Raw genomic sequence first — 20,431 nt, 5'->3', positions numbered from 1 at the left:
GCAGGCGCGCCGCCGCTCGCCGCGATCACAGCGGCGGCCGCCACGCCCTCCTCGTACGCCACACACCCGGAAGCGCGGGAGATCGTGTTCGACTTTCTTCAAGGTTACGACGTCCTAGGGGCGTTCTGGATGACGGTGAAGCTCACCGTCTTCTCCGCCCTGGGCTCCCTGGTCTGGGGCACCCTGCTGGCCGCGATGCGGGTCGGCCCGGTCCCGCTCATGCGCGGGTTCGGCAGCGCCTACGTGAACATCGTCCGGAACATCCCCCTCACGGTCATCATCGTCTTCACCTCGCTCGGCCTCGCCGACATCTTCGGCGTGACGATGGGGGCCTCCGACTTCACCATCCAGGGCTTCCGGCTGGCGATACTCGGCCTCATCGCCTACCACGCGGCCTTCGTCTGCGAGGCGTTGCGCTCCGGCATCAACACCGTTCCGCTCGGGCAGGCCGAAGCGGCGCGTGCCATCGGGCTGAACTTCGGCCAGACCCTCCGCCTCATCGTGCTGCCGCAGGCCTTCCGTGCGGTCATCGGCCCCCTGGCCAACGTACTGATCGCCCTGACCAAGAACACGACCGTGGCGGCCGCGATCGGCGTGGCCGAGGCTGCCGCCCTGATGAAGAAGATGATCGAGAACGAGGCCCAGCTGATCGCCATCGGCGCCGTCTTCGCCTTCGGCTTCGTGGTACTGACCCTGCCGGTCGGCCTCGTCCTCGGCTGGCTGGGCAAGCGACTGGCGGTGAAGCGATGAGCTCCGTTCTCTACGACGCCCCCGGCCCCCGCGCCAAGCGGCGCAATGTGATCCTCTCCATCGTCTTCGTCGTCCTGCTCGCCCTGTTCCTGTGGTGGGTCTGGCGGACGATGGACGACAAGGGCCAGCTGAAGTGGGTCCTGTGGCAGCCCTTCACCACCGCCGAGGCCTGGACGACGTATCTGCTGCCCGGTCTCGGCAACACCCTGAAGGCCGCGGCGCTCGCCATGGTCATCGCCCTGCCGCTGGGCGCGGTCTTCGGCATCGCGCGCCTGTCCGACCACCGGTGGGTCCGGGTTCCGGCCGGTGTGGTGGTCGAGTTCTTCCGGGCGATCCCGGTGCTGCTGCTGATGCTGTTCGCCAACGAGTTCTACGTCAGCTCCACGAACATCTCCAGCGACCAGCGGCCCCTCTACGCGGTCGTCACCGGCCTGGTGTTCTACAACGCCTCGGTCCTCGCCGAGGTGGTACGGGCCGGCATCCTGGCCCTCCCCAGGGGCCAGACCGAGGCCGCGTACGCGATAGGCCTGCGCAAGAGTCAGACGATGACCGGCATCCTGCTGCCGCAGGCCGTCACGGCGATGCTGCCGGCCATCGTCGGCCAGCTCGTCGTCATCGTGAAGGACACCGCACTGGGCGGCGTGATGCTGGCGTTCCCCGAGCTGCTGAACGCGCGCAGCACGCTCGCGGCCAACTACGCCAACGTCATCGCCAGCTTCATCGTGGTGGCGGTCGTCTTCATCGCGCTGAACTTCGCCCTGACGAGCTTCGCGAGCTGGCTGGAGCGCAGGCTGCGACGCAGCAAGCGGAGCACGGGAGCGGTCCTCGCCGCGGAGGAGGTCGAGGAGCTCAAGCCGGCCCAGATCGGCGGCACCTTCGGGACCGGCGCCGGCGGGACGGTCTGAGAACGGCCGATCCGACCCGGCCGAACGGCGTGACCTGCACGGAGGCAGCGGCCTGAGCGCCGCTGCCTCCGTCGCTTGCGAAGGGCACCGGCCGTGCGTCCCGCTTGACCGGCTGGCGCGCAGTCTGTTGCATACTTTCTGTGATCGTGCACCCTGCTCCAACCTCCAGTTCACATACGCCTCTCGGGACAACGCTGTGGGCAGGGGGCGCCGCACCGTGGACCCGGTGATCATCGTCGGAGCGGGGCCCGTGGGCCTGTCGCTCGCGCTGGCGCTGGCGCGCCAGGAGGTGCCGTCCGTGGTCCTCGACGAGGGCCCGGGCAAGGACGAACAGCGGGCCGCACGCACGGTCGTGCTGCGCGAGGACACCGCCGCCCTGACGGAACGGCTGACGGGAACCCCGCTCGCCGAGGCCGGGCTGTGCTGGGCCGGATGGCGGTCGATGCGCCGCAAGCAGGTGACGCGGACCGTGGCGTTCGGGGCGGCGGGCGCACAGCCGCAGCGCATGGGCGGGTACGGCACCGCCGAGAGCGGGAGCGGCCCGGCCGACGTATCCGGCGTCGCCGGGGGGCCTGCCCCGCTGCACATCGCCCAGCACGTGCTCACCGGCGCCCTGCGCGAGGCCATCGCCGCCGAACCACTGGCCGAACTCGCGGCGGAGAGCCGGCTGGACTCCATCGAGCAGGAGCCCTCGGGCATCACGGCGCACGCGCGCGGGCCCCGGGACACCTGGTGGCGCGGCAGTTACCTGGTCGGGAGCGACGGCCCGCGCTCGACGGTGCGCAAACTCCTCGGCATCCGCTTCCCGGGCCGTACGGGGGTGGAGCGCCACGCCGTGGCGGCCCTGCGCACCGAACTGCCCTGGGAAGGCGAAGCGTTGCTGCACCGCATGCCGCCGTGGCGGACGTCGGGCCCCTCGGGCGGCGAGGTCGCGGCGCGCCCCCTGCCCGACGGGGTGTGGCGCCTGGACTGGCTGCTGCCGCCGGGCAAGGACCTGGTCACGCCCGAGCTGATCGTCACCCTTGTCCGGGAGACCCTCGCGGGCTGGAACGGGGGCACCACGCCCGCGTACGACCTCCTGGACACGGGCGTCCACACCGTCCACCACCGGCTCGCGCGCCGCTGGCGCGTCGGCCGGGTCTTCCTCGCCGGGGACGCCGCGCATCTGCTCGGCGCGCTCGGCACCCAGGGCCTCGACGAGGGCCTCCGGGACGTCGACAACCTCGCCTGGAAGCTTGCCTCGGCCTGGCACCACGGTCCGCACGAGGCTCTGCTCGACAGCTATCAGGCGGAACGCCGCGCCGTCGTCGCGGCCCGGCTGCGCGCAGCGGACCAGGCGCTGCCGTTGTTGCGGAGCGGCAAAGGCCTGCGGTCGTACGTGCCCGGGGCCGCCCGCGGCCATGACGCACTGCTCGCGGACGGCCATCTGGGGCGCGGCGCACTGGGCGCGCCGGGGACGTACGCCGGCTCCCCGCTCATGCCCGCGCCCGGGGAGTCGGCGGTACCGGTCGAGACCGAGCCCGGGGCCCCGGTCGTGGATGTTCGGGTGACGGCCGAGGACGGCTCCTTCGTACGGCTACGGGACCGGCTGGGGCGTGGATCGCTGCTGGTGGTGCTGGTCGCGCCGGGCACGGGCGTGTGGGAGCGCAAGCACTGGGTGTCCGCCGGGATCATGCCCCGGCTGGCGGCGGCGGTGACGGCCCTGCCGCACCCGGCGGAACTGCTGGTCGCCGAGAGCTACCCGGGTGCGCCCGCCCACACCGTCCTCCTGGTCCGGCCGGACGGCCGTCTGGTCACGGCGCTGAGCGGGGTGCGCCCGGCCGACCTGTACGCGGCGGCGGAGGCGACGCTGGGTGGTCCGGCGAAGGCGCAGGCCCCGGCGGGAGCGGGCCGAGGGTAGGGGCGTGGCGGGGGCCGCTCATCCGAACACACAGTCACCGTGGGGTCCACATGGTGACGGTCAGTTGACCGGTCGGGGCCGCCATGGTGTACTCCGGATCGTGACCGACACCTGTGTGCGCCTGTGGCGGAGGGTCCATATGGACCTCGTCCGCTATGCGGGCTGCGTGTGTCGCCCGTCCTGTTGAACTCGCTTCCCTTCATCCGTGCGGCCTGCCCGTGGCGCCGCTCGGCCCACGCGAACCTCAGGACGGTACCCGTTGTCCGTATCTCCTTCTTCATCTCCTTCTTCGTCTCCTTCTTCCTCCGTCTCCGCCCCGGCTCGGACCCCCACCCAGGCCGAGCTGCTCGACTTCGTACGCCGTACGGCCGCCGACACCGAGCTCATCGCCTCACTCCCGCTGGACCCCGAAGGCCGTACCTGGGTACGCCTTGAGGGTCCCGGCGGCAGCGAGGCCTGGCTGATCGGCTGGCCGCCCGGCACCGGCACCGGCTGGCACGACCATGCCGAGTCGGTCGGCGCCTTCGTCACCGCGGCGGGTGAACTCAAGGAGAACTCGCTCGCGGCCCGGCTGCCCTCCGACGGCTGGAAGACCCTCGAACTCAGCGACGGGGTGGACCGGCAGCGGCGGCTGCCGGCCGGCAGGGGCCGCTCGTTCGGGCAGCACCATGTGCACGAGGTGCTCAACGAGTCCACCGACCAGCACGCGCTCTCGATCCATGCCTACTACCCGCCCCTGCCGCAGATCCGCCGCTACAGCCGCACGGGTCCGGTGCTGCGCCTGGAGCAGGTCGAGCGCCCGGAGGACTGGCAGTGACCGCCGTGCCCGAACGCCCCCTGGGCATCGACGAACTGCTGGAGCGGGTCCGCCAGGGCTTCGACCGGGTGGAGGCGGCGGAGGCGTACGAGGCCGCACAGGCCGGTGATGCGCTCCTCGTGGACATCCGGTACGCGGCCCTGCGCGATCGTGACGGACTGATCCCGGGCGCCCTCGTCGTCGAACGCAATGAACTGGAGTGGCGCCTCGATCCGCAGGGCAGCCACCGCGCGCCTCAGGCCACGAGCCACGACCTGCGCGTGGTGGTCGTGTGCAACGAGGGCTACGCCTCCAGCCTGGCCGCCGCCTCCCTGCGCCAACTGGGCCTGCACCGCGCCACGGACCTGGTGGGCGGCTTCCAGGCCTGGAGGGCAGCGGGCCTGCCGGTGACGGCGTAACCCGGCCTCTGGCCACCGTTCATCGTCCCGGCAGCCGTGGGCGGTGCTTCCCGCCGTCCTCCGGGACGCATCCGGGCCCTGAACGCGATCGGCGCCCCCGCGCGTCTACCGTGTTCAGGGCCCGTGTCCGATGGGTCCCGCCCCCGTCCGCACCCGGCCGACGCGCTCAGGCAGCGCGGGCCGTGGCGGTGTCGTCAGCTGTGTGCTGTCGCTGTCGAGGAGCCCCGGACCCGTTCAGAACCCCTCGTCCCCCCATCCCTCCATGTCCTCCCCCTCGGCCTCCAGTGCCTCACGGACCACCCGCAGGGCCACCCCCTCGGAGTAGCCCTTGCGGGCGAGCATGCCCGCAAGGCGGCGCAGGCGTTTGTCGCGGTCGAGGCCCCGGGTCGCGCGCAGCTTGCGGGCGACGAGTTCCCGTGCGGTGGCCTCCTCCTGCTCGGTGTCGAGCTGCCCGACCGCCTCGTCGATCAGCGCGGAGTCCACGCCCTTCGTCCGCAGCTCCCGCGCGAGCGCCCGCCGGGCCAGGCCCCGGCCGTGGTGCCGGGACTCCACCCACGCGTCCGCGAAGGCGCTGTCGTCGATCAGGCCGACCTCCTCGAACCGCGACAGCACCTCGTCCGCCACGTCCTCGGGGATCTCCCGCTTGCGCAGAGCGTCCGCGAGCTGTTTCCGCGTGCGCGGGGTCCCGGTGAGCAGGCGCAGACAGATCGCCCGCGCCCGCTCGGCCGGGTCCTCAGGGGACTCCCCCTTCTCGGCCCTCGACGAGAAGGAGGAGCCCCCGTCCTGTGGGCCGTCGGCCGGCTCCCCGAAGCCGCGCCGCCGCCCTCGCCCTCGCCCCCCTCGCCCTCGTCCCCCACGCGCGCGGCCGTCACCGCGCGGGGCCCCCTCGCCGTACGCCCCCTCTTCGCCGCACACGTCGTCGTACGCCCCGTCACCGCCCCCGACGGACCCCCCGTCGCCCTGGCTCCCCCGTCCCTGCGGGGCCCCGGGCCGGACGTACTCGGCCCGGTCGGTTCGTCGTGTCATGGGCTAGCTCTTGGCCACCGGGGCCTTGGACTTGGCGGCCTTGGTCGCCGCCGCGGGCACCGTCTTGGCGGTGTCCTCGGCCGCGGACGCGCCACTCGCCGCTTCCGTGCCCGGCTCGGCGGCAGGCTCCTCCGGCCGCACACCGACGCCCAGCTTCTCCTTGATCTTCTTCTCGATCTCGTTGGCCAGGTCGGGGTTGTCCTTGAGGAAGTTGCGCGCGTTCTCCTTGCCCTGGCCGAGCTGGTCGCCCTCGTACGTGTACCAGGCGCCGGCCTTGCGGACGAAGCCGTGCTCGACACCCATGTCGATCAGGCCGCCCTCACGGCTGATGCCCTGGCCGTAGAGGATGTCGAACTCGGCCTGCTTGAAGGGGGGCGCGACCTTGTTCTTGACGACCTTGCAGCGGGTGCGGTTGCCGACCGCCTCCGTGCCGTCCTTCAGGGTCTCGATGCGGCGGATGTCGATGCGCACCGAGGCGTAGAACTTCAGTGCCCGGCCACCGGTCGTGGTCTCCGGGGAGCCGAACATCACGCCGATCTTCTCGCGCAGCTGGTTGATGAAGATCGCGGTGGTCTTGGACTGGTTGAGCGCGCTGGTGATCTTCCGGAGGGCCTGGCTCATCAGGCGGGCCTGCAGACCCACGTGGCTGTCGCCCATCTCGCCCTCGATCTCCGCGCGGGGGACGAGCGCGGCGACGGAGTCGATGACGATGAGGTCGAGCGCGCCGGAGCGGACGAGCATGTCCACGATCTCCAGCGCCTGTTCGCCGTTGTCCGGCTGGGAGAGGATCAGGTTGTCGATGTCGACGCCCAGCTTCCGCGCGTACTCGGGGTCGAGGGCGTGCTCGGCGTCCACGAAGGCGACCTGGCCGCCGGCCTTCTGCGCGTTCGCCACGGCGTGCAGGGTCAGGGTCGTCTTACCGGAGGACTCCGGTCCGTAGATCTCCACCACGCGGCCGCGCGGCAGACCGCCGACGCCGAGGGCCACGTCGAGCGCGGTCGACCCGGTCGGGATGACCTCGATGGGCTCCTTCGACCGCTCGCCCATGCGCATGACCGCGCCCTTGCCGAATTGCCGTTCAATCTGTGCGAGCGCGGCGTCCAGGGCCTTCTCGCGGTCGGTTCCTGCCATGGGTTCCACCCGGTTTGCTTGAGTCGATCGCTTCACGTCAAAGACGCTAACGCCTGCCACTGACAATGCGCCCCGACGCCCGTCCGGCCTGTGGATAACTCGGGCACTTCTCTATCGAAACCGCGTCGAAACCCCCGCCGAAACCCCGCCGGAGCCTCCATAAGAATGGATGTTCGATTTTCGTGTCAAGCGCACCACAGGGCACTCCCGAGGCCGGATGCGCGCACCTTCAACACCGGTTCCCCGCCACGCCCGAGCGCTACTTCACGGGGCGTACGCCAGAAGTCTCCGGCGGTACGACGACGACCCGGCCCGTGGCGTCGACGCTGACCCCATGGAACACCACGGAGTCCCGGACCCCGCCCTCGCCGTCGTCGCCCCATCCCCTCCGGCCGGCCCGCCGACCGCCACGGGCCCCGGCCCCGGCGGCCGGACGATCGCCCTGTGGCACGCCGCCCGCCCCGGCGAACGCCTCTGCTGGGCGATCGGGGCCGTGCTCGTGCTGTCCGGACTCGCGCACCTGCTGGTGTTCGCCGTCGACGGCGGCCCCTGGGACGGCCCCGTCTCCTGGCGCAAGCCCGTCACGTTCGGGCTCTCCTTCGGGCTGACGCTGATCACGGTCACCTGGGTGACGTCGTACCTGCGCGTGGGTGCGCGGTGGCGTACCGTCCTGCTCGCCGTGTTCGCGGCCGACTGCGTCGTGGAGGTCGCCGGGATCACCCTCCAGGCGTGGCGCCGCGTGCCCTCGCACCTCAACACCGAGACTCCCTTCGACAGCCTGGTCGCGATGACGCTCGCGGTGGGCGGCGGCATCCTGGTCGTCGTGCTCTCGGTGTTCGCCGCCGCCGCGTTCCGGCACCGGCCCGGCGGCCCGCCCGGGATGGCACTCGCGCTGCGCTCCGGGTTCGCGATCCTCATCGTCGCGCTGCTGTCGGGTGCCGCGATGATCGCGCGCGGGGTCGTGCTGTCACGCACCGGGCATCAACAGGCGGCGTACCACGCGACGGCGCCGCTCAAGCCGCTGCACGGGGTGAGTCTGCACGCCGTGCTGGTGCTGCCCGCGCTGGCCTGGCTGCTGTCCCGCACGTCCTGGAGCGATGTGACGAAGCGCCGGATCATGTGCGCGGCCGTGGGCGGTTACACGGCCGCCGTGCTCGCCGCTGGATTCCGGGCGGCCCTCGCCTGGTGACGGCCGCGAAGCCGCCTCATCCGGGGAACAGCCGCCGCAGGCGCGCGATCAGAACGCCCGAGCCGGGTCCGAGGTGCCCGTGGGCCCGAGGGTCGTCCGTGACGTCGTACCGCTTCACGAGGGCGAGGGCCAGCACCATGGCGCGCGGCAACCAGCGCGGCATGCGGGCGTTCGGCACGGCGCCGCCTCCCGCCGGGGGACGGTCCGGCGGTGTCGTGTCGAGCGGCGATTCCTGCCGGGGGATCTGCGAGGTCTCGTCCGTCGGGGCCACGGAGCAAGTCTCACCCACGCCACCGACATCCGGGCACCGCCTGTGGATCTTCGTGGCCCTTCAGCGGTTCTCGTGCGGAACGTTCATGGCCGTGCACACCGCGCGCCACACGTCCTTGGCCTCCCAGCCGGCCGCCAGCGCCTGGCGCACCGTGCGCCCGCCGAGCTCCGACATGACGTGATCGCGTGCGAAGGTTTCGGCGTACGCCTCACCGAAGTGATCCGCCATCCGCTGCCAGAAGACCGTCAACCGCATGACTCCAGTATCCCGCCCCTGAGAGTGGGCCCCCGCCCAGGACCGCTTGCCAACAACGCTTTGCGCCCTACGGTCTGAGCCATGGCCCAATCCGGAGCATCTCCACTCTCCTCCACGCCCCCGGCGCACTCCCCGCTCTCGCGCGCCGAGCACTTCGTCTGGCTCACCGCGCGCGTGCTGGAGCGGCGCCGCTTCGCCTACCACTTCCGCGGCGGCGACGCCGACCCGGTGGAGACCGCGCTGGCCGCCTACCGCAACGAGGACGACGGGTACGGCCACGCCCTCGAACCCGATCTGCGCGGGCCGGTCAGCCAGCCCCTGCACACCGCGCACGCGCTGCGCGTCCTGGACTCGATCGGACGGTGCGGGGGCCGGCGCGTGGAGCGGGTGTGCCGCTATCTGACCGCGGTGTCGACGCCGGACGGCGCCCTTCCGGCGATCCATCCCAGCCAGCGCGGCTATCCGGCGGCCCCCTTCGTGCCCGTCGTCGACCAGCCGCCGAGCGATCTGCTCGCCACCGGTCCGGTGGTGGGCCTGCTGCACCGCAACGAGGTGTGGCACGCATGGCTGTTCCGGGCCACCGACTTCTGCTGGCAGGCGGTCGAAGCCCTGGAGCGGTCGCATCCCTGCGAGGTCGAGGCGGCGGTGGCCTTCCTGGACTCGGCGCCGGACCGCCCGCGCGCGGAGGCGACCGCCGACCGCCTCGGCCGCCTGGTGCGCGAACAGCGGCTCACGGTCCTGGATCCGGACCGCCTGGAGGCGTGTCCGGTCCCGCCGGGGTACGCGCGGGACGAGCACCACTTCCCGTACGACTTCGCGCGTAGCCCCGATTCCCTCGCGCGCGCGTGGTTCACCGACGAGGAGATGGCGCGCGCCCTGGACTTCCTCGCGGCCGAGCAGCAGGAGGACGGCGGCTGGCCCGTCCGCCGGCGCCAGTGGGCGCCGGGCCCCGTCCTGGAGCACCGCTCCGTGGCGACCATCGAGGCGTTGCGCACCCTACGGGCGTACGGGCGGGCCGTGGGCTGACCGCGCGCGGCCCCGTGGTCCGCGCGCGATCCGGCCGGCGGCTCAGCCCGTCATCGCCCGTACCCCGGCCGTCACCACGACGGCCGCTGCGACGACGAGCAGGAAGGGGGCGCGCAGGAGCAGGGCCAGGGCGGCCGCGGCGAGTCCCGCCGCCCTGGCGTCCAGCACCGGGACGCGGCCGTCGGCGAAGGTCTGCTGGGCCGTCAGGGCGGCCAGGAGGGCAACGGGGAGCAGGGCCGCGAGCCGCTGGACGATCGGCCGCTCCAGGACTCCCGCGGGGACCAGCAGGCCGATGAGCTTGACGGCGTAGCAGCCGACGGCGGTCACGCCGATCGCGATCCAGATGTTCATCGGTCTTCCTCCCGCACGTCGTGCCGGCTCCGAAGATCGCTCTGTACGTCGCCGGCGCCCGCCCCCTTGGACTCGCGCCCGCCGCGGCGGCGTCCCTCCAGCCACAGGACGGCCGGAGCCGCCAGCGCCGCCACCAGGACCGGTGCCCCGGCGGGCAGGACCGGCAGCAGCCCGAGCCCGAACACCACGGCGGCGCCCGCCACCGCGCGCTCAGTGGTCGTCTTCAGCATCGGCGCGAGCAGCGCCAGGAAGACCGCGGGCCCGGCGGCGTCCAGACCCCAGGCGTTCGTGTCGCCGATGGCCTGCGCGCCGACGGCCCCCAGGAGCGTGGTCAGGTTCCACAGCACATAGAGGGACAGTCCGGTGACGGTGAAACCGATGCGGACGCCGCGCCGCGTCGGCTGGGCGAGCGCGACGGCTGTGGTCTCGTCGATGACCCACTGGGCGGCCAGCGGCCGCACCGCGCGCGGAAGGGCCAGCAACTGCGAAAGACGCAGCCCGTAGAACGCGTTCCGCACGCCCAGGAAGAAGGCGCCCGCCGCCGCCGTGAACGGGTTGCCCCCGGCCGCTAGGGCGCCCACGAGGGCGAACTGCGAGGCTCCGGTGAACACCAGGAGGCTGAGCGCGCAGGTCTGCAGCAGGGTGAGCCCACTGCCGGCCGAGGTCACCCCGAAGGCGAAGCCGGACAGGCCTACGGCGACGCCGACTCCTAGGGCGTCCCGGACGACGGCGGCGTCCGGCTTGCCGCCGTCTTCCCTGTGTATGTCCGCGAGAGCGGTCTGTTCTGCCACGCCCCGGACGGTACGAGCTGCCGTTGCGGCGGGTCTTGTACGTTCTTGCGCCCCGGCGTGCGCGGGCCGTCACCCCTGCGCTCGCGCTGGTACGCGCCCGGAGGCACGCCCACGATGCGGGTGAAGTGCCGGTTGAGGTGCGGCTGGTCGGTGAAACCCACCGTGACCGCCGCCCGCGCGGGCGCGATGCCGGAGTCCAGGAGGTGCCGGGCCCGGCGGACGCGGGCGTCCGTCAACCAGGCGTGCGGGGGCATGCCGTAGGTGTCGCGGAAGGCACGCAGCAGCGCGAAGGGGCTGGTCCCGAGCTCGGCCGCGAGCCGTTCCAGGCTCGGAGGCTCGGCCATCCGTTCCTCCAGCAGGGCACGCGCGCGTGCGGCGGCGCGGGCGCCCGCGGTACGCACGGAGCGCTGCGGCATCGGCCCGCCGTTGAGCCGCAGCAGCCGGGTCACGGCGATCCGCAGCACGGTGTCGGCGGCCAGCGCGTTCCCCTCGTCCGCGGCCCGGAGCACCTCGTGGACCAGGCCTGCGGCGTACGGGTCGTCCAGCACCGGAGTGGCGAAGCCGGGGGTGCCGCGGAGGGCCGTGGTCTCGGCGGCGATCTCGGCCACCAGCTCCGGCGAGGGGTAGACGGCCCCGTACCGCCAGCCCTCGGGTCCGCCGGCCCGGCCCGTGTGCGGGGTGTCGGGGTTGACCAGCGCCAGGGCGCCCGGGCCCGCGTACTGGTCGGCGCCGCCGTGGTGGAAGATCTCGACCCCGTCGGCGATCGCCGCGATCACGAAGTGCTCGTGGGTGTGCCGCACGAAGGTCTTGCGGATGTAGCGGGCCCGCAGCAGGTCGACACCGGGCAGTTCGTCGTACTGCCAGTGCCGTGCGCGCTCCCCGGAACCTGCCATGGCCCCCATTCTGCGTCACGGCCGGGGCGGCCTCCGCGCCACGGCCCGGACGCCCGGAGCCCGCCCGCCGCCCCCTTCCCTGGGCATTTGCCCAGGTCAGATGGGTTTGTCAGTGGGCGGGTGCAGGATTGACGCATGGCAAGTCCCGCACACCGAGCCCTCGACGGCTTCTCCCCCGCGACCCGCGGCTGGTTCACGGGGGCGTTTTCCGCGCCCACCGACGCCCAGGCCGGGGCGTGGCGCGCCATCGGCGAGGGTTCGGACGTGCTCGTGGTCGCGCCGACCGGATCCGGCAAGACGCTGGCCGCCTTCCTCGCCGCGCTGGACCAGCTGGCGTCCACCCCGCCGCCCGCCGACCCCAAGAAGCGCTGCCGGGTGCTGTACGTGTCCCCGCTGAAGGCCCTCGCGGTCGACGTGGAGCGGAATCTGCGCAGCCCGCTCACGGGTATCCGCCAGGAATCGGTGCGGCTCGGCCTGCCCGAGCCGGAGGTGACGGTGGGCATCCGTTCCGGCGACACTCCGGCCGCCGAGCGCCGCGCCCTGTCCACACGCCCGCCGGACATCCTCATCACCACCCCCGAATCGCTGTTCCTGATGCTCACGTCGTCCACGCGCGACGCGCTGACGGGCGTGGAGACGGTCATCCTGGACGAGGTTCATGCGGTGGCGGGCACCAAGCGCGGCGCGCATCTGGCGCTCTCCCTGGAGCGACTCGACGAGCTGCTGCCGAAGCCCGCGCGCCGCATCGGCCTGTCCGCCACCGTGCGCCCGGTGGACGAGGTCGCCCGCTTCCTCTCCCCGCGCCGCAAGGTGGAGATCGTCCAGCCGAAGTCGGGCAAGGAGTTCGATCTCTCCGTCGTCGTCCCCGTCGAGGACCTCGGCGAGCTGGGCGGCTCTCCCGTCGCCGACGGGTCCGAGGGCGCGGAGCGCCCCTCCATCTGGCCGCATGTCGAGGAGCGGATCGCCGACCTGGTCCAGGCCCACCGCTCGACGATCGTGTTCGCCAACTCACGCCGCCTCGCGGAGCGGCTGTGCAACCGGCTCAACGAGATCGCGTACGAGAGGGCCACCGGCGAAACGCTGGACGAGCACCACGCGCCCGCCCAGCTGATGGGCGGCTCGGGCGCGGCCCAGGGGGCGCCCCCGGTGCTCGCCCGCGCCCACCACGGTTCGGTCTCCAAGGAGCAGCGCGCCCTCGTCGAGGAGGACCTGAAGGCGGGCCGGCTGCCCGCCGTGGTCGCCACCTCCAGCCTTGAGCTGGGCATCGACATGGGCGCGGTGGACCTCGTCGTCCAGGTCGAGTCACCGCCGTCCGTGGCCTCCGGACTGCAGCGCGTGGGCCGCGCCGGACACCAGGTCGGCGCGGTCTCCACGGGCGTGGTCTTCCCCAAGTACCGCGGCGACCTCGTCCAGGCCGCCGTGGTCACCGAGCGGATGCGCGTCGGCTCCATCGAGTCGCTGAGGGTTCCGGCGAACCCGCTGGACGTGCTCGCTCAGCAGCTCGTCGCCATGACTGCGCTCGACACCTGGCAGTTCGACGACCTCCTCGCCACCGTCCGCCGGGCGGCCCCCTTCGCCTCCCTGCCCGAGTCGGCGTTCACGGCGGTGCTGGACATGCTCGCGGGCCGCTATCCCTCCGACGCCTTCGCGGAGCTGCGCCCGCGCGTGGTGTGGGACCGGGTCACGGGCACGATCACGGGCCGCCCGGGCGCCCAGCGCCTCGCGGTCACCTCCGGGGGCACGATTCCGGACCGCGGCCTCTTCGGGGTCTTCCTCGCCGGTGCCGACCCGAAGAAGGGCGGGGGCCGGGTCGGCGAGCTGGACGAGGAGATGGTCTACGAGTCCCGGATCGGGGACGTGTTCACGCTGGGCACCAGCTCCTGGCGGATCGAGGACATCACGCGCGACCGTGTCCTGGTGTCCCCGGCACCGGGCGTCCCGGGCCGGCTGCCCTTCTGGAAGGGCGACCAGCTGGGCCGCCCGCTGGAGCTGGGCCGCGCGGTGGGGGCGTTCCTGCGCGAGGTGGGCTCGCTGTCCAAGGAGGACGCGCGGCTGCGGCTGCTGGCCGCGGGTCTCGACGCCTGGGCCGCGGACAACGTGCTGTCGTACCTCGACGAACAGCGCGAGGCGTGCGGTCACGTCCCGGACGACCGCACCATCGTCGTCGAGCGCTTCCGCGACGAGCTGGGCGACTGGCGGGTCGTGGTGCACTCCCCCTTCGGCGCCCAGGTCCACGCCCCGTGGGCGCTCGCGCTGGGCGCCCGGCTGGCCGAGCGGTACGGCATGGACGCCCAGGTCATGCACGCCGACGACGGGATCGTGCTGCGGCTGCCCGACGCCGATCTGATGGGCCTGGACCTGCTGGACCAGGAGCCGATGAAGGCGGGCACGCAGTACGACGCCGAGCAGGCGCCCGTCGGCGCGGCTGACGTCGCCTTCGACAAGGGCGAGGTCGACCAGATCGTCACCGACCAGGTCGGCGGCTCGGCGTTGTTCGCGTCCCGGTTCCGCGAGTGCGCGGCCCGGGCACTGCTGCTGCCGCGCCGCAGTCCGGGCAGGCGCACCCCGCTGTGGCAGCAGCGTCAGCGCGCGGCCCAGCTGCTCCAGGTGGCCAGCGAGTTCGGCTCGTTCCCGATCGTCCTGGAGGCCGTCCGCGAGTGCCTGCAGGACGTCTTCGACGTCCCGGGGCTCGTCGAGCTGATGGGGGACATCGAGTCCCGGGCGGTGCGGCTCGTCGAGGTCACCACCCCGGAGCCGTCCCCCTTCGCCCGCTCGCTCCTGTTCGGTTATGTCGCGCAGTTCCTGTACGAGGGGGACTCACCGCTCGCCGAGCGGCGCGCCGCCGCGCTGTCGCTGGACTCCCGGCTGCTGTCCGAGCTGCTGGGCCAGGCGGAGCTGCGGGAGCTGCTCGACGCCGAGGTCCTGACGGAGCTGGAGCGCGAGCTGCAGTGGCTCACCGAGGACCGGCGCGTCAAGGACGTCGAGTCGGTCGCGGACGTGCTGCGGCTGCTGGGCCCGCTCACCGACGCCGAGCTGGTGGAGCGGGGCGCCGAGCCGCACTGGGCCCAGGAGCTGGCCGCCGCCCGCCGGGCGATCAAGGTCCGTATCGCGGGCGCCGACCACTGGGCGGCGATCGAGGACGCGGGCCGGCTGCGCGACGCGCTGGGCACGGCGCTGCCGGTGGGCGTCCCGGAGGCCTTCACCGAGCCCGTCAAGGACCCGCTCGGCGACCTGCTCGCGCGGTACGCGCGCACCCACGGCCCGTTCACCTCGGCCACCGCGGCCGCGCGGTTCGGACTCGGGGTGGCGGTCACCGAGGGCGCGCTGCAACGGCTGGCAGCGGCCGGCCGGATCGTCCAGGGCGAGTTCCACCCGGCGGGGATCGGCCAGGAGTGGTGCGACGCCGCGGTGCTGCGCAGGCTGCGGCGCCGTTCGCTGGCGGCGCTGCGGCATGAGCTGGAGCCGGTGCCCCCGGCCGCGCTGGCGCAGTTCCTGCCGCAGTGGCAGCACGTCGGCAGTGGGCACGGGCTGCGCGGTGTGGATGGTCTGGTGCGCGCGATCGAGCAGCTGCAGGGCGCCTCCGTGCCGGCGTCCGCCCTGGAGAAGCTCGTCCTGCCGTCCCGGGTCGCGAACTACACGCCCGCGATGCTGGACGAACTCACGGCCGCCGGCGAGGTGGTGTGGGCGGGCGCGGGCGCGCTGCCCGGCAAGGACGGCTGGATCTCCCTCTATCTGGCGGATTCGGCGCCCGTGCTGCTGCCCGCCCCGCACCCCTTGGAGCTGACCGCGCTGCACCAGTCGGTCCTGGACGCCCTCTCGGGGGGTTACGGTCTGTTCTTCCGCCAGATCGCCGACCAGGTGCGCGCCACCACGCACCCGGACGTCACGGAACCCCAACTGGCCGACGCGATCTGGGACCTGGCCTGGTCGGGGCGGCTGACGAACGACACCCTCGCGCCGCTGCGGTCGCTCCTCGGCTCGGGCCGTACCGCGGGCTCCACCGCGCACCGCGCCAAGCGGACGGTCCCGCGGGGGCGGTACGGCTCGCTGACGGCCGCCGCCCGCCCCCAGTCCCGTACGGGCCCGCCGACCGTCGCGGGCCGGTGGTCGCTGCTTCCGGCCCGGGAGGCCGACCCCACCGTCCGTGCCCATGCCCGGGCCCGGACGCTGCTGGACCGGCACGGTGTGGTGACCCGCGGCGCGGTGGGCGCGGAAGGCGTCGAGGGCGGCTTCTCCGCCGTGTATCGCGTCCTGTCCGCCTTCGAGGAGAGCGGTCAGGCACGTCGGGGCTATGTGGTCGAGGGGCTGGGCGCGGCACAGTTCGCGATGGACGGCGCGGTTGACCGGCTGCGCGCGGCGGCGAACGCACGCGAGCGGCAGGAACCGCTGCCGGGCGCGGCGGCGGGGCCCGGCTCGGGGAACGGCTTCACGAACGGGTTCCCCGGTGACCACGCCCACCCGTTCGACCCCATCGGGGCTCAGGACACCGGGCCCGGCCCGTTCGACGGCCCGGACGCCGCCTCGGGCACCGGATTCGACGACGGCCCGGCCGGTCCGTCCGGCATCGGCTTCGACGACGCCTTCGCCATGGGTCCCCCCGTCCCGGACCCGCTGTCCGCACCCGGTTTCGGAGGCCCTCGCTCGGGTTCCGGCTTCTCGGCCGTGGAAGCCGGCTCCGATTCCGCGTACGGACGGCACGGACGGGGCCTGCCGCCGAACCGCACCCGCGCCACCGGCTCGGCGCGTACGGTCGTCCTCGCGGCCGCCGACCCGGCGAACGCGTACGGCGCGGCCCTGCCCTGGCCCGAGCCGCCGACGGATGCCGGGCACAAGCCGGGGCGCAAGGCGGGTTCGCTCGTGGTCCTGGTCGACGGTGAACTGGCGCTCTACATGGAGCGCGGCGGCAAGACCCTGCTGGCCTGGCCCTCCGACCCGGAGGTCGAGCCGACGCAGGACGCCCGGCTGCGCACGGCCGCCGAGGCCCTCGGGGCGGCGGCACGGGCGGGTTCCCTCGGCACGGTCACGGTGGAGCGCGTCAACGGCGCCTCGGCCCTCTCGTCCCCCTTCGGCATCCTGCTGGAGGAAGCGGGCTTCATCGCGACCCCGCGGGGGCTGCGCATCCGCGCATGACCTGTCGACCCCCGGCGGCGGCCGGCAACCTCTCTGGTGGCCCGACAGGCGGTGCGGGGCGTAGTCGCGCGCCCCACCGTACGACTCGCACCGCCCGCACCACCCCGACCGTGTCACCCTTGACCCATGCCCGAAGGAGACACCGTCTACCAAGCCGCGAAGCGTCTGCACGGGGCGCTGGCGGGCAAGGTGCTGACCCGTTCCGACCTCCGGGTTCCCAAGTACGCCACGGCCGACCTCACCGGCCGTACCGTCCTGGACGTCACCCCGCGCGGCAAGCACCTCCTGACCCGGATCGAGGGCGGGCTCACGCTGCACTCACATCTCAAGATGGACGGCGCCTGGCAGATCTACGCGGCGGAGCAGCGCTGGAGCGGCGGTCCCGCCCACCAGATCCGGGCGATCCTCGGCACCGTCGACCGCACGGCCGTCGGCTACCGCCTGCCCGTCCTGGAACTGCTGCGCACCGCCGACGAGCAGCGCGCCGTGGGCCACCTGGGCCCCGACCTCCTGGGCCCCGACTGGGACCCCGGCAAGGCGCTGGAGAACCTGCTGCGCGACCCCGCCCGTCCCCTCGGCGAGGCCCTCCTCGACCAGCGGAACCTGGCCGGTATCGGCAACGTCTTCAAGAGCGAGCTGTGCTTCCTGCTCCAGGTGACCCCCTGGCTCCCGGTCGGCGACCTCCCCGCCGAGCACGCCGCCCACCTCCCCGTCCTCGCCAAGAGGCTGCTGGAGGCGAACCGCGAGCGCCCGGCGCGCAACACCACGGGACGGCGCGAACAGAACCTCTTCGTCTATGGGCGCGCGCCCCGACCCTGTGTGCGCTGCGGCACCCGGATCCGGGTGGGCGACCAGGGCGACGGCTCCCGTGAGCGCCCCACCTACTGGTGCCCGGCCTGCCAGTGGGGCCCGGCTCCGGCGCCCGGACCACCCCCGGGGCGGGCGAACCAGCGCGGCATCCGTCGCCTTACGACCAATTGACGACCCGTCAGGAACGCTCGTACCGTCGCTGTCATGCCCGTCACGGCGTACGACCTCAGCGGACGCACCGCATTCGTCACCGGCGCCGCCAGTGGCATCGGCCGTGCCTCGGCCGTGCTGCTTGCGGAGGCCGGTGCGACCGTGCACTGCGCGGACCGCGACGCACCGCGCCTGCACGAGACGGCGACTCTGATCAAGGGCCGGGGCGGCACGGCACACACGCACCACCTCGATGTGACCGACCGGGCGCAGCTCAGACGGGCGGTCGAATCCTGCGAGCGCCTCGACGCGATGGCGGCCGTCGCCGGGATCATGCACAGTAGCCCCGTCCTGGAGACGCGCGACGAGGACCTCGACCGGGTACTGGCCGTCAACTTCAAGGGAGTGCTCCACGCCTGCCAGGAAGCTGCCCTCCGCATGATCGCAGACGGCACCCGCGGCAGCATCGTCACCATGGCCTCCGGTGCCGTCGACACCGGCGGACCCGGCCTGCTCTGCTACGGCGTGGCGAAGGCGGCCGTGGTGCAGCTCACGAAGACCCTGGCGACGGAGGTGGGGCGGCACGGCATCCGGGTCAACGCGGTGGCACCGGGATGGACCCGTACGCCGATGACGCTCCGCCACGGGCAGGCTCAGGCCCGGACGGAGGTGTTCATGGCCCGGTTGTCACCGCTGGGCCGGGTCGGTGAGCCGGAGGACGTCGCCCACGCGGTCCTGCACCTGGCCTCGGACGCCTCGTCCTTCACCACGGGCCAGATCCTCCGCCCCAACGGCGGCGTGGCGATGCCTTGGTGACACCCGTGCCTGGTGACGCGGACCCCCGCTGACAGCCGTGCTCGCTTCCTTCGTGCTCGCTTCTCCCATGTCCGCCGTACCCCGTGCTCGCTTCTCCCATGCCAGCCGTACCCCGTGCTCGCTTCCGCCCTGCCCGCTTCGCCCGTGCCGCTGATGCGCGGCCGGGCCGGCCGCCGCCTCCGGAGGCCCCCTGAATGCCTCCGGAGGCGGTCCCGCCGGCCCGGCGCGCTCCCCCGCGTTCCCACCCCTCACCCTGGTTGCGCGCCCCTCCCGCGCTCCCTGGCGGTCCGCCACCGCTGCCATGACCTCACCCACCGGTCCGACCCGGCCGCCCCCACGGCCCTGGCCTTCGGCACACAGTGCACCGGCAGGAGGCTAAGTCCCCATCCCCCGGTCGCGACCGCCCCCTCCAGCACCCCAGCATCGGGTGCCAGCACGAGTCGGATTACCCCCCACCACCACAGCGCCCCCAGCGTCAGCGTCGCCCCCCAGCGCGCTGTGCGCCCCGCCATGGCCGTCACCTCCAACCCGAGGAACCAGACCCTAGACCGGCAGATCACCGCCAGGGAGGGCGCACCAGCGGCACACAGGCGCACAGGACCCAGCGCATGCCCCCGGCATCTGTCGCACACGGCGCATCCAGCGCACACCCTCCCCCGCGCGGACAGCCGCACCGGCCCCCGCGTCCGCCCGGGCGTTCAGGCGCCGTGCGGTGCTCCGCGCTCACCCGTTCTCCGCCTGGAACATCCAGTGGTGCTTCTCGAGGTCCGCGGTGATGCCGATGAAGATGTCCTGGCTGACGGGGTCCGGCTGGGCGGTCGCCTCCACACGCTCCCGCATGCGCGCGATCACCGCGCCCAGTGCCGATACGAGCGTGCCCACCGCGTCGGTGTCCTTGACCCACCCCTGGGGCACGGAGCCGATACCGCTGCCCTGGGCGACCGTGGCCGCGCGCCCGTCCGGCGGGACGCCCAGCGCCGAGGCCCGTTCCGCCACGGTGTCGGAGTGCCGCCGCGCACTGTCGACGACTTCGTCGAGCTGCAGATGGATGGAGCGGAAGCGCGGCCCGATCACGTTCCAGTGCACCTGCTTGGCCACGAGGGAGAGGTCCAGCAAGTCGACCAGGGCACCCTGCAGCGCCTCGGAGACGGTCTTGAGGTCCGCGTCGGACAGCGGGCTCTTCACCACGTACATCGGTATCCTCCGCAAGCGTAGGTACGATCCCGAGCCCCCGCCTTTCCACCATGACCGCACCGCACGGGCCCGGCAAACGGGGTCGCGCCTCGTGGCGGCCCGGCGCCCGGCCGCCCAGGGACCGCCCAGGACGCACGAAGGCCCCCGCCGCGCCCCTCCGGGAGTCCCGGAGAAGCCCCGGCCGGGGCCCTCACACACGTCACCGCCTCACCCGCCCGTGGGCGTGAGATCAGGCGGCGACCACGTCCACTGCCTCGGCGGGCGCCTTGATCGTGACCCGTTCCGGTGGGACACCGGTGACGGACACGGAGTTCAGCATCGGGCGACGCACCGGTGCGGGCACCGGCTCGGTTGCCGCAGCCGACTGTGCCAGCTCGGCGAGCGCGAGCTCGTCGCTCACTTCCCGCATGAGCTCGGACATCCGTACGTCCAGCGCGTCGCAGATCGCGGAGAGCAGTTCGGAGGACGCCTCCTTCTGCCCCCGCTCCACCTCGGAGAGATAGCCGAGCGAAACTCGGGCGGACGAGGAGACTTCGCGCAGAGTACGGCCCTGGCGCTGGCGCTGCCGACGCAGCACGTCACCCAGCAGGCGACGGAGCAGAATCATCGGTGGCTCCCTCCTCGGACC

20 protein-coding genes are annotated in these 20,431 nt (G+C 73.2%); 11 read left to right on the top strand and 9 right to left on the bottom strand.

Annotated elements, in window-relative coordinates; all coding sequences use genetic code 11:
* Positions 1 to 84: 84 nt before the first annotated feature.
* The 6 genes from ASC56_RS27760 to ASC56_RS27740 all read left to right on the top strand — a co-directional run bounded on the left by ASC56_RS27760 (position 85) and on the right by ASC56_RS27740 (position 4,770).
* Entirely contained in the window at positions 85 to 750 is a 666-nt protein-coding gene (locus tag ASC56_RS27760; RefSeq protein WP_055494307.1) for an amino acid ABC transporter permease, read from the top strand.
* On the top strand, positions 747 to 1,655 hold the full coding sequence (locus ASC56_RS27755) for an amino acid ABC transporter permease (RefSeq protein WP_055494306.1): 909 nt from the start codon (positions 747 to 749) through the stop codon (positions 1,653 to 1,655). The genes ASC56_RS27760 and ASC56_RS27755 overlap by 4 nt, the downstream gene beginning before the upstream one ends.
* Positions 1,656 to 1,872: 217 nt before the next feature.
* Positions 1,873 to 3,555 (top strand): FAD-dependent monooxygenase, encoded by a 1,683-nt coding sequence (locus ASC56_RS27750; protein ID WP_055494424.1) that lies wholly within the window; start codon positions 1,873 to 1,875, stop codon positions 3,553 to 3,555.
* On the top strand, positions 3,509 to 3,742 hold the full coding sequence (locus tag ASC56_RS43195; RefSeq protein WP_371330303.1) for a putative leader peptide: 234 nt from the start codon (positions 3,509 to 3,511) through the stop codon (positions 3,740 to 3,742). The genes ASC56_RS27750 and ASC56_RS43195 overlap by 47 nt, the downstream gene beginning before the upstream one ends.
* 72 nt (positions 3,743 to 3,814) lie before the next feature.
* Positions 3,815 to 4,372 (top strand): cysteine dioxygenase, encoded by a 558-nt coding sequence (locus ASC56_RS27745; protein ID WP_055494305.1) that lies wholly within the window; start codon positions 3,815 to 3,817, stop codon positions 4,370 to 4,372.
* Positions 4,369 to 4,770 carry a rhodanese-like domain-containing protein gene (locus ASC56_RS27740; protein ID WP_055494304.1) on the top strand — a complete coding sequence of 134 codons (402 nt, stop codon included), beginning with the start codon at positions 4,369 to 4,371 and terminating at the stop codon, positions 4,768 to 4,770. Before ASC56_RS27745 ends, ASC56_RS27740 begins: the two co-directional genes overlap by 4 nt.
* 234 nt (positions 4,771 to 5,004) lie before the next feature.
* Here the strand turns inward: ASC56_RS27740 and recX are convergent, their stop codons facing one another.
* Both recX and recA read right to left on the bottom strand, forming a co-directional pair.
* Entirely contained in the window at positions 5,005 to 5,796 is a 792-nt protein-coding gene (recX, locus tag ASC56_RS27735; protein ID WP_055494303.1) for a recombination regulator RecX, read from the bottom strand.
* Positions 5,797 to 5,799: 3 nt separating this feature from the next.
* Complete coding sequence (recA, locus tag ASC56_RS27730; protein WP_055494302.1) at positions 5,800 to 6,927, bottom strand: recombinase RecA; 1,128 nt, start codon at positions 6,925 to 6,927, stop codon at positions 5,800 to 5,802.
* A gap of 334 nt (positions 6,928 to 7,261) precedes the next feature.
* Here recA and ASC56_RS27725 point away from each other — a divergent pair, with 334 nt between their 5' ends.
* A complete protein-coding gene (locus ASC56_RS27725; protein ID WP_234377087.1) occupies positions 7,262 to 8,116 on the top strand; it encodes a hypothetical protein in 855 nt (284 codons plus the stop codon).
* Between the two features lie 16 nt (positions 8,117 to 8,132).
* Here the strand turns inward: ASC56_RS27725 and ASC56_RS43190 are convergent, their stop codons facing one another.
* Both ASC56_RS43190 and ASC56_RS27715 read right to left on the bottom strand, forming a co-directional pair.
* Positions 8,133 to 8,387, bottom strand: coding sequence for a hypothetical protein (locus ASC56_RS43190; RefSeq protein WP_055494301.1), 255 nt, complete (start codon positions 8,385 to 8,387; stop codon positions 8,133 to 8,135).
* Positions 8,388 to 8,447: 60 nt separating this feature from the next.
* On the bottom strand, positions 8,448 to 8,642 hold the full coding sequence (locus tag ASC56_RS27715; protein WP_055494300.1) for a DUF3046 domain-containing protein: 195 nt from the start codon (positions 8,640 to 8,642) through the stop codon (positions 8,448 to 8,450).
* Between the two features lie 81 nt (positions 8,643 to 8,723).
* Here ASC56_RS27715 and ASC56_RS27710 point away from each other — a divergent pair, with 81 nt between their 5' ends.
* A complete protein-coding gene (locus ASC56_RS27710) occupies positions 8,724 to 9,668 on the top strand; it encodes a hypothetical protein (protein WP_055494299.1) in 945 nt (314 codons plus the stop codon).
* A 42-nt stretch (positions 9,669 to 9,710) separates the two neighbouring features.
* Here ASC56_RS27710 and ASC56_RS27705 read toward each other — a convergent pair whose 3' ends face one another.
* From ASC56_RS27705 to ASC56_RS27695, 3 genes are read right to left on the bottom strand one after another with little or no spacing between them, the layout of a single operon-like run.
* Positions 9,711 to 10,019, bottom strand: a complete 309-nt coding sequence (locus ASC56_RS27705) for an AzlD domain-containing protein (RefSeq protein ID WP_055494298.1) — start codon at positions 10,017 to 10,019, stop codon at positions 9,711 to 9,713.
* Positions 10,016 to 10,810, bottom strand: a complete 795-nt coding sequence (locus ASC56_RS27700) for an AzlC family ABC transporter permease (RefSeq protein WP_055494297.1) — start codon at positions 10,808 to 10,810, stop codon at positions 10,016 to 10,018. The genes ASC56_RS27705 and ASC56_RS27700 overlap by 4 nt, the downstream gene beginning before the upstream one ends.
* Positions 10,729 to 11,703: an AraC family transcriptional regulator gene (locus tag ASC56_RS27695; RefSeq protein WP_055494296.1), complete on the bottom strand. Its 975-nt coding sequence runs from the start codon at positions 11,701 to 11,703 to the stop codon at positions 10,729 to 10,731. Before ASC56_RS27695 ends, ASC56_RS27700 begins: the two co-directional genes overlap by 82 nt.
* A 135-nt stretch (positions 11,704 to 11,838) precedes the next feature.
* Between ASC56_RS27695 and ASC56_RS27690 the strand changes: the two genes are divergently transcribed.
* The 3 genes from ASC56_RS27690 (at position 11,839) to ASC56_RS27680 (ending at position 18,609) form a co-directional block, all read left to right on the top strand.
* Positions 11,839 to 16,833 (top strand): ATP-dependent helicase, encoded by a 4,995-nt coding sequence (locus ASC56_RS27690; RefSeq protein ID WP_055494295.1) that lies wholly within the window; start codon positions 11,839 to 11,841, stop codon positions 16,831 to 16,833.
* A gap of 126 nt (positions 16,834 to 16,959) precedes the next feature.
* Positions 16,960 to 17,814: a DNA-formamidopyrimidine glycosylase family protein gene (locus ASC56_RS27685; protein WP_055494294.1), complete on the top strand. Its 855-nt coding sequence runs from the start codon at positions 16,960 to 16,962 to the stop codon at positions 17,812 to 17,814.
* A 33-nt stretch (positions 17,815 to 17,847) separates the two neighbouring features.
* Positions 17,848 to 18,609: an SDR family NAD(P)-dependent oxidoreductase gene (locus ASC56_RS27680; protein ID WP_055494293.1), complete on the top strand. Its 762-nt coding sequence runs from the start codon at positions 17,848 to 17,850 to the stop codon at positions 18,607 to 18,609.
* A gap of 723 nt (positions 18,610 to 19,332) precedes the next feature.
* On the opposite strand, the gene ASC56_RS27670 is transcribed toward ASC56_RS27680, so the two are convergent.
* A complete protein-coding gene (locus ASC56_RS27670; RefSeq protein ID WP_055494292.1) occupies positions 19,333 to 19,803 on the bottom strand; it encodes a Dps family protein in 471 nt (156 codons plus the stop codon).
* Positions 19,804 to 20,032: 229 nt separating this feature from the next.
* The gene (locus tag ASC56_RS27665) at positions 20,033 to 20,410 is read right to left on the bottom strand and encodes a helix-turn-helix domain-containing protein (protein ID WP_037620346.1); all 378 of its coding nucleotides are present in this window, start codon (positions 20,408 to 20,410) and stop codon (positions 20,033 to 20,035) included.
* Positions 20,411 to 20,431: the final 21 nt, after the last annotated feature.

Source organism: Streptomyces sp. TP-A0356 (assembly GCF_001417775.1).
GTDB lineage: Bacteria > Actinomycetota > Actinomycetes > Streptomycetales > Streptomycetaceae > Streptomyces.
This window is presented reverse-complemented; position numbering and strand designations above follow the sequence as displayed.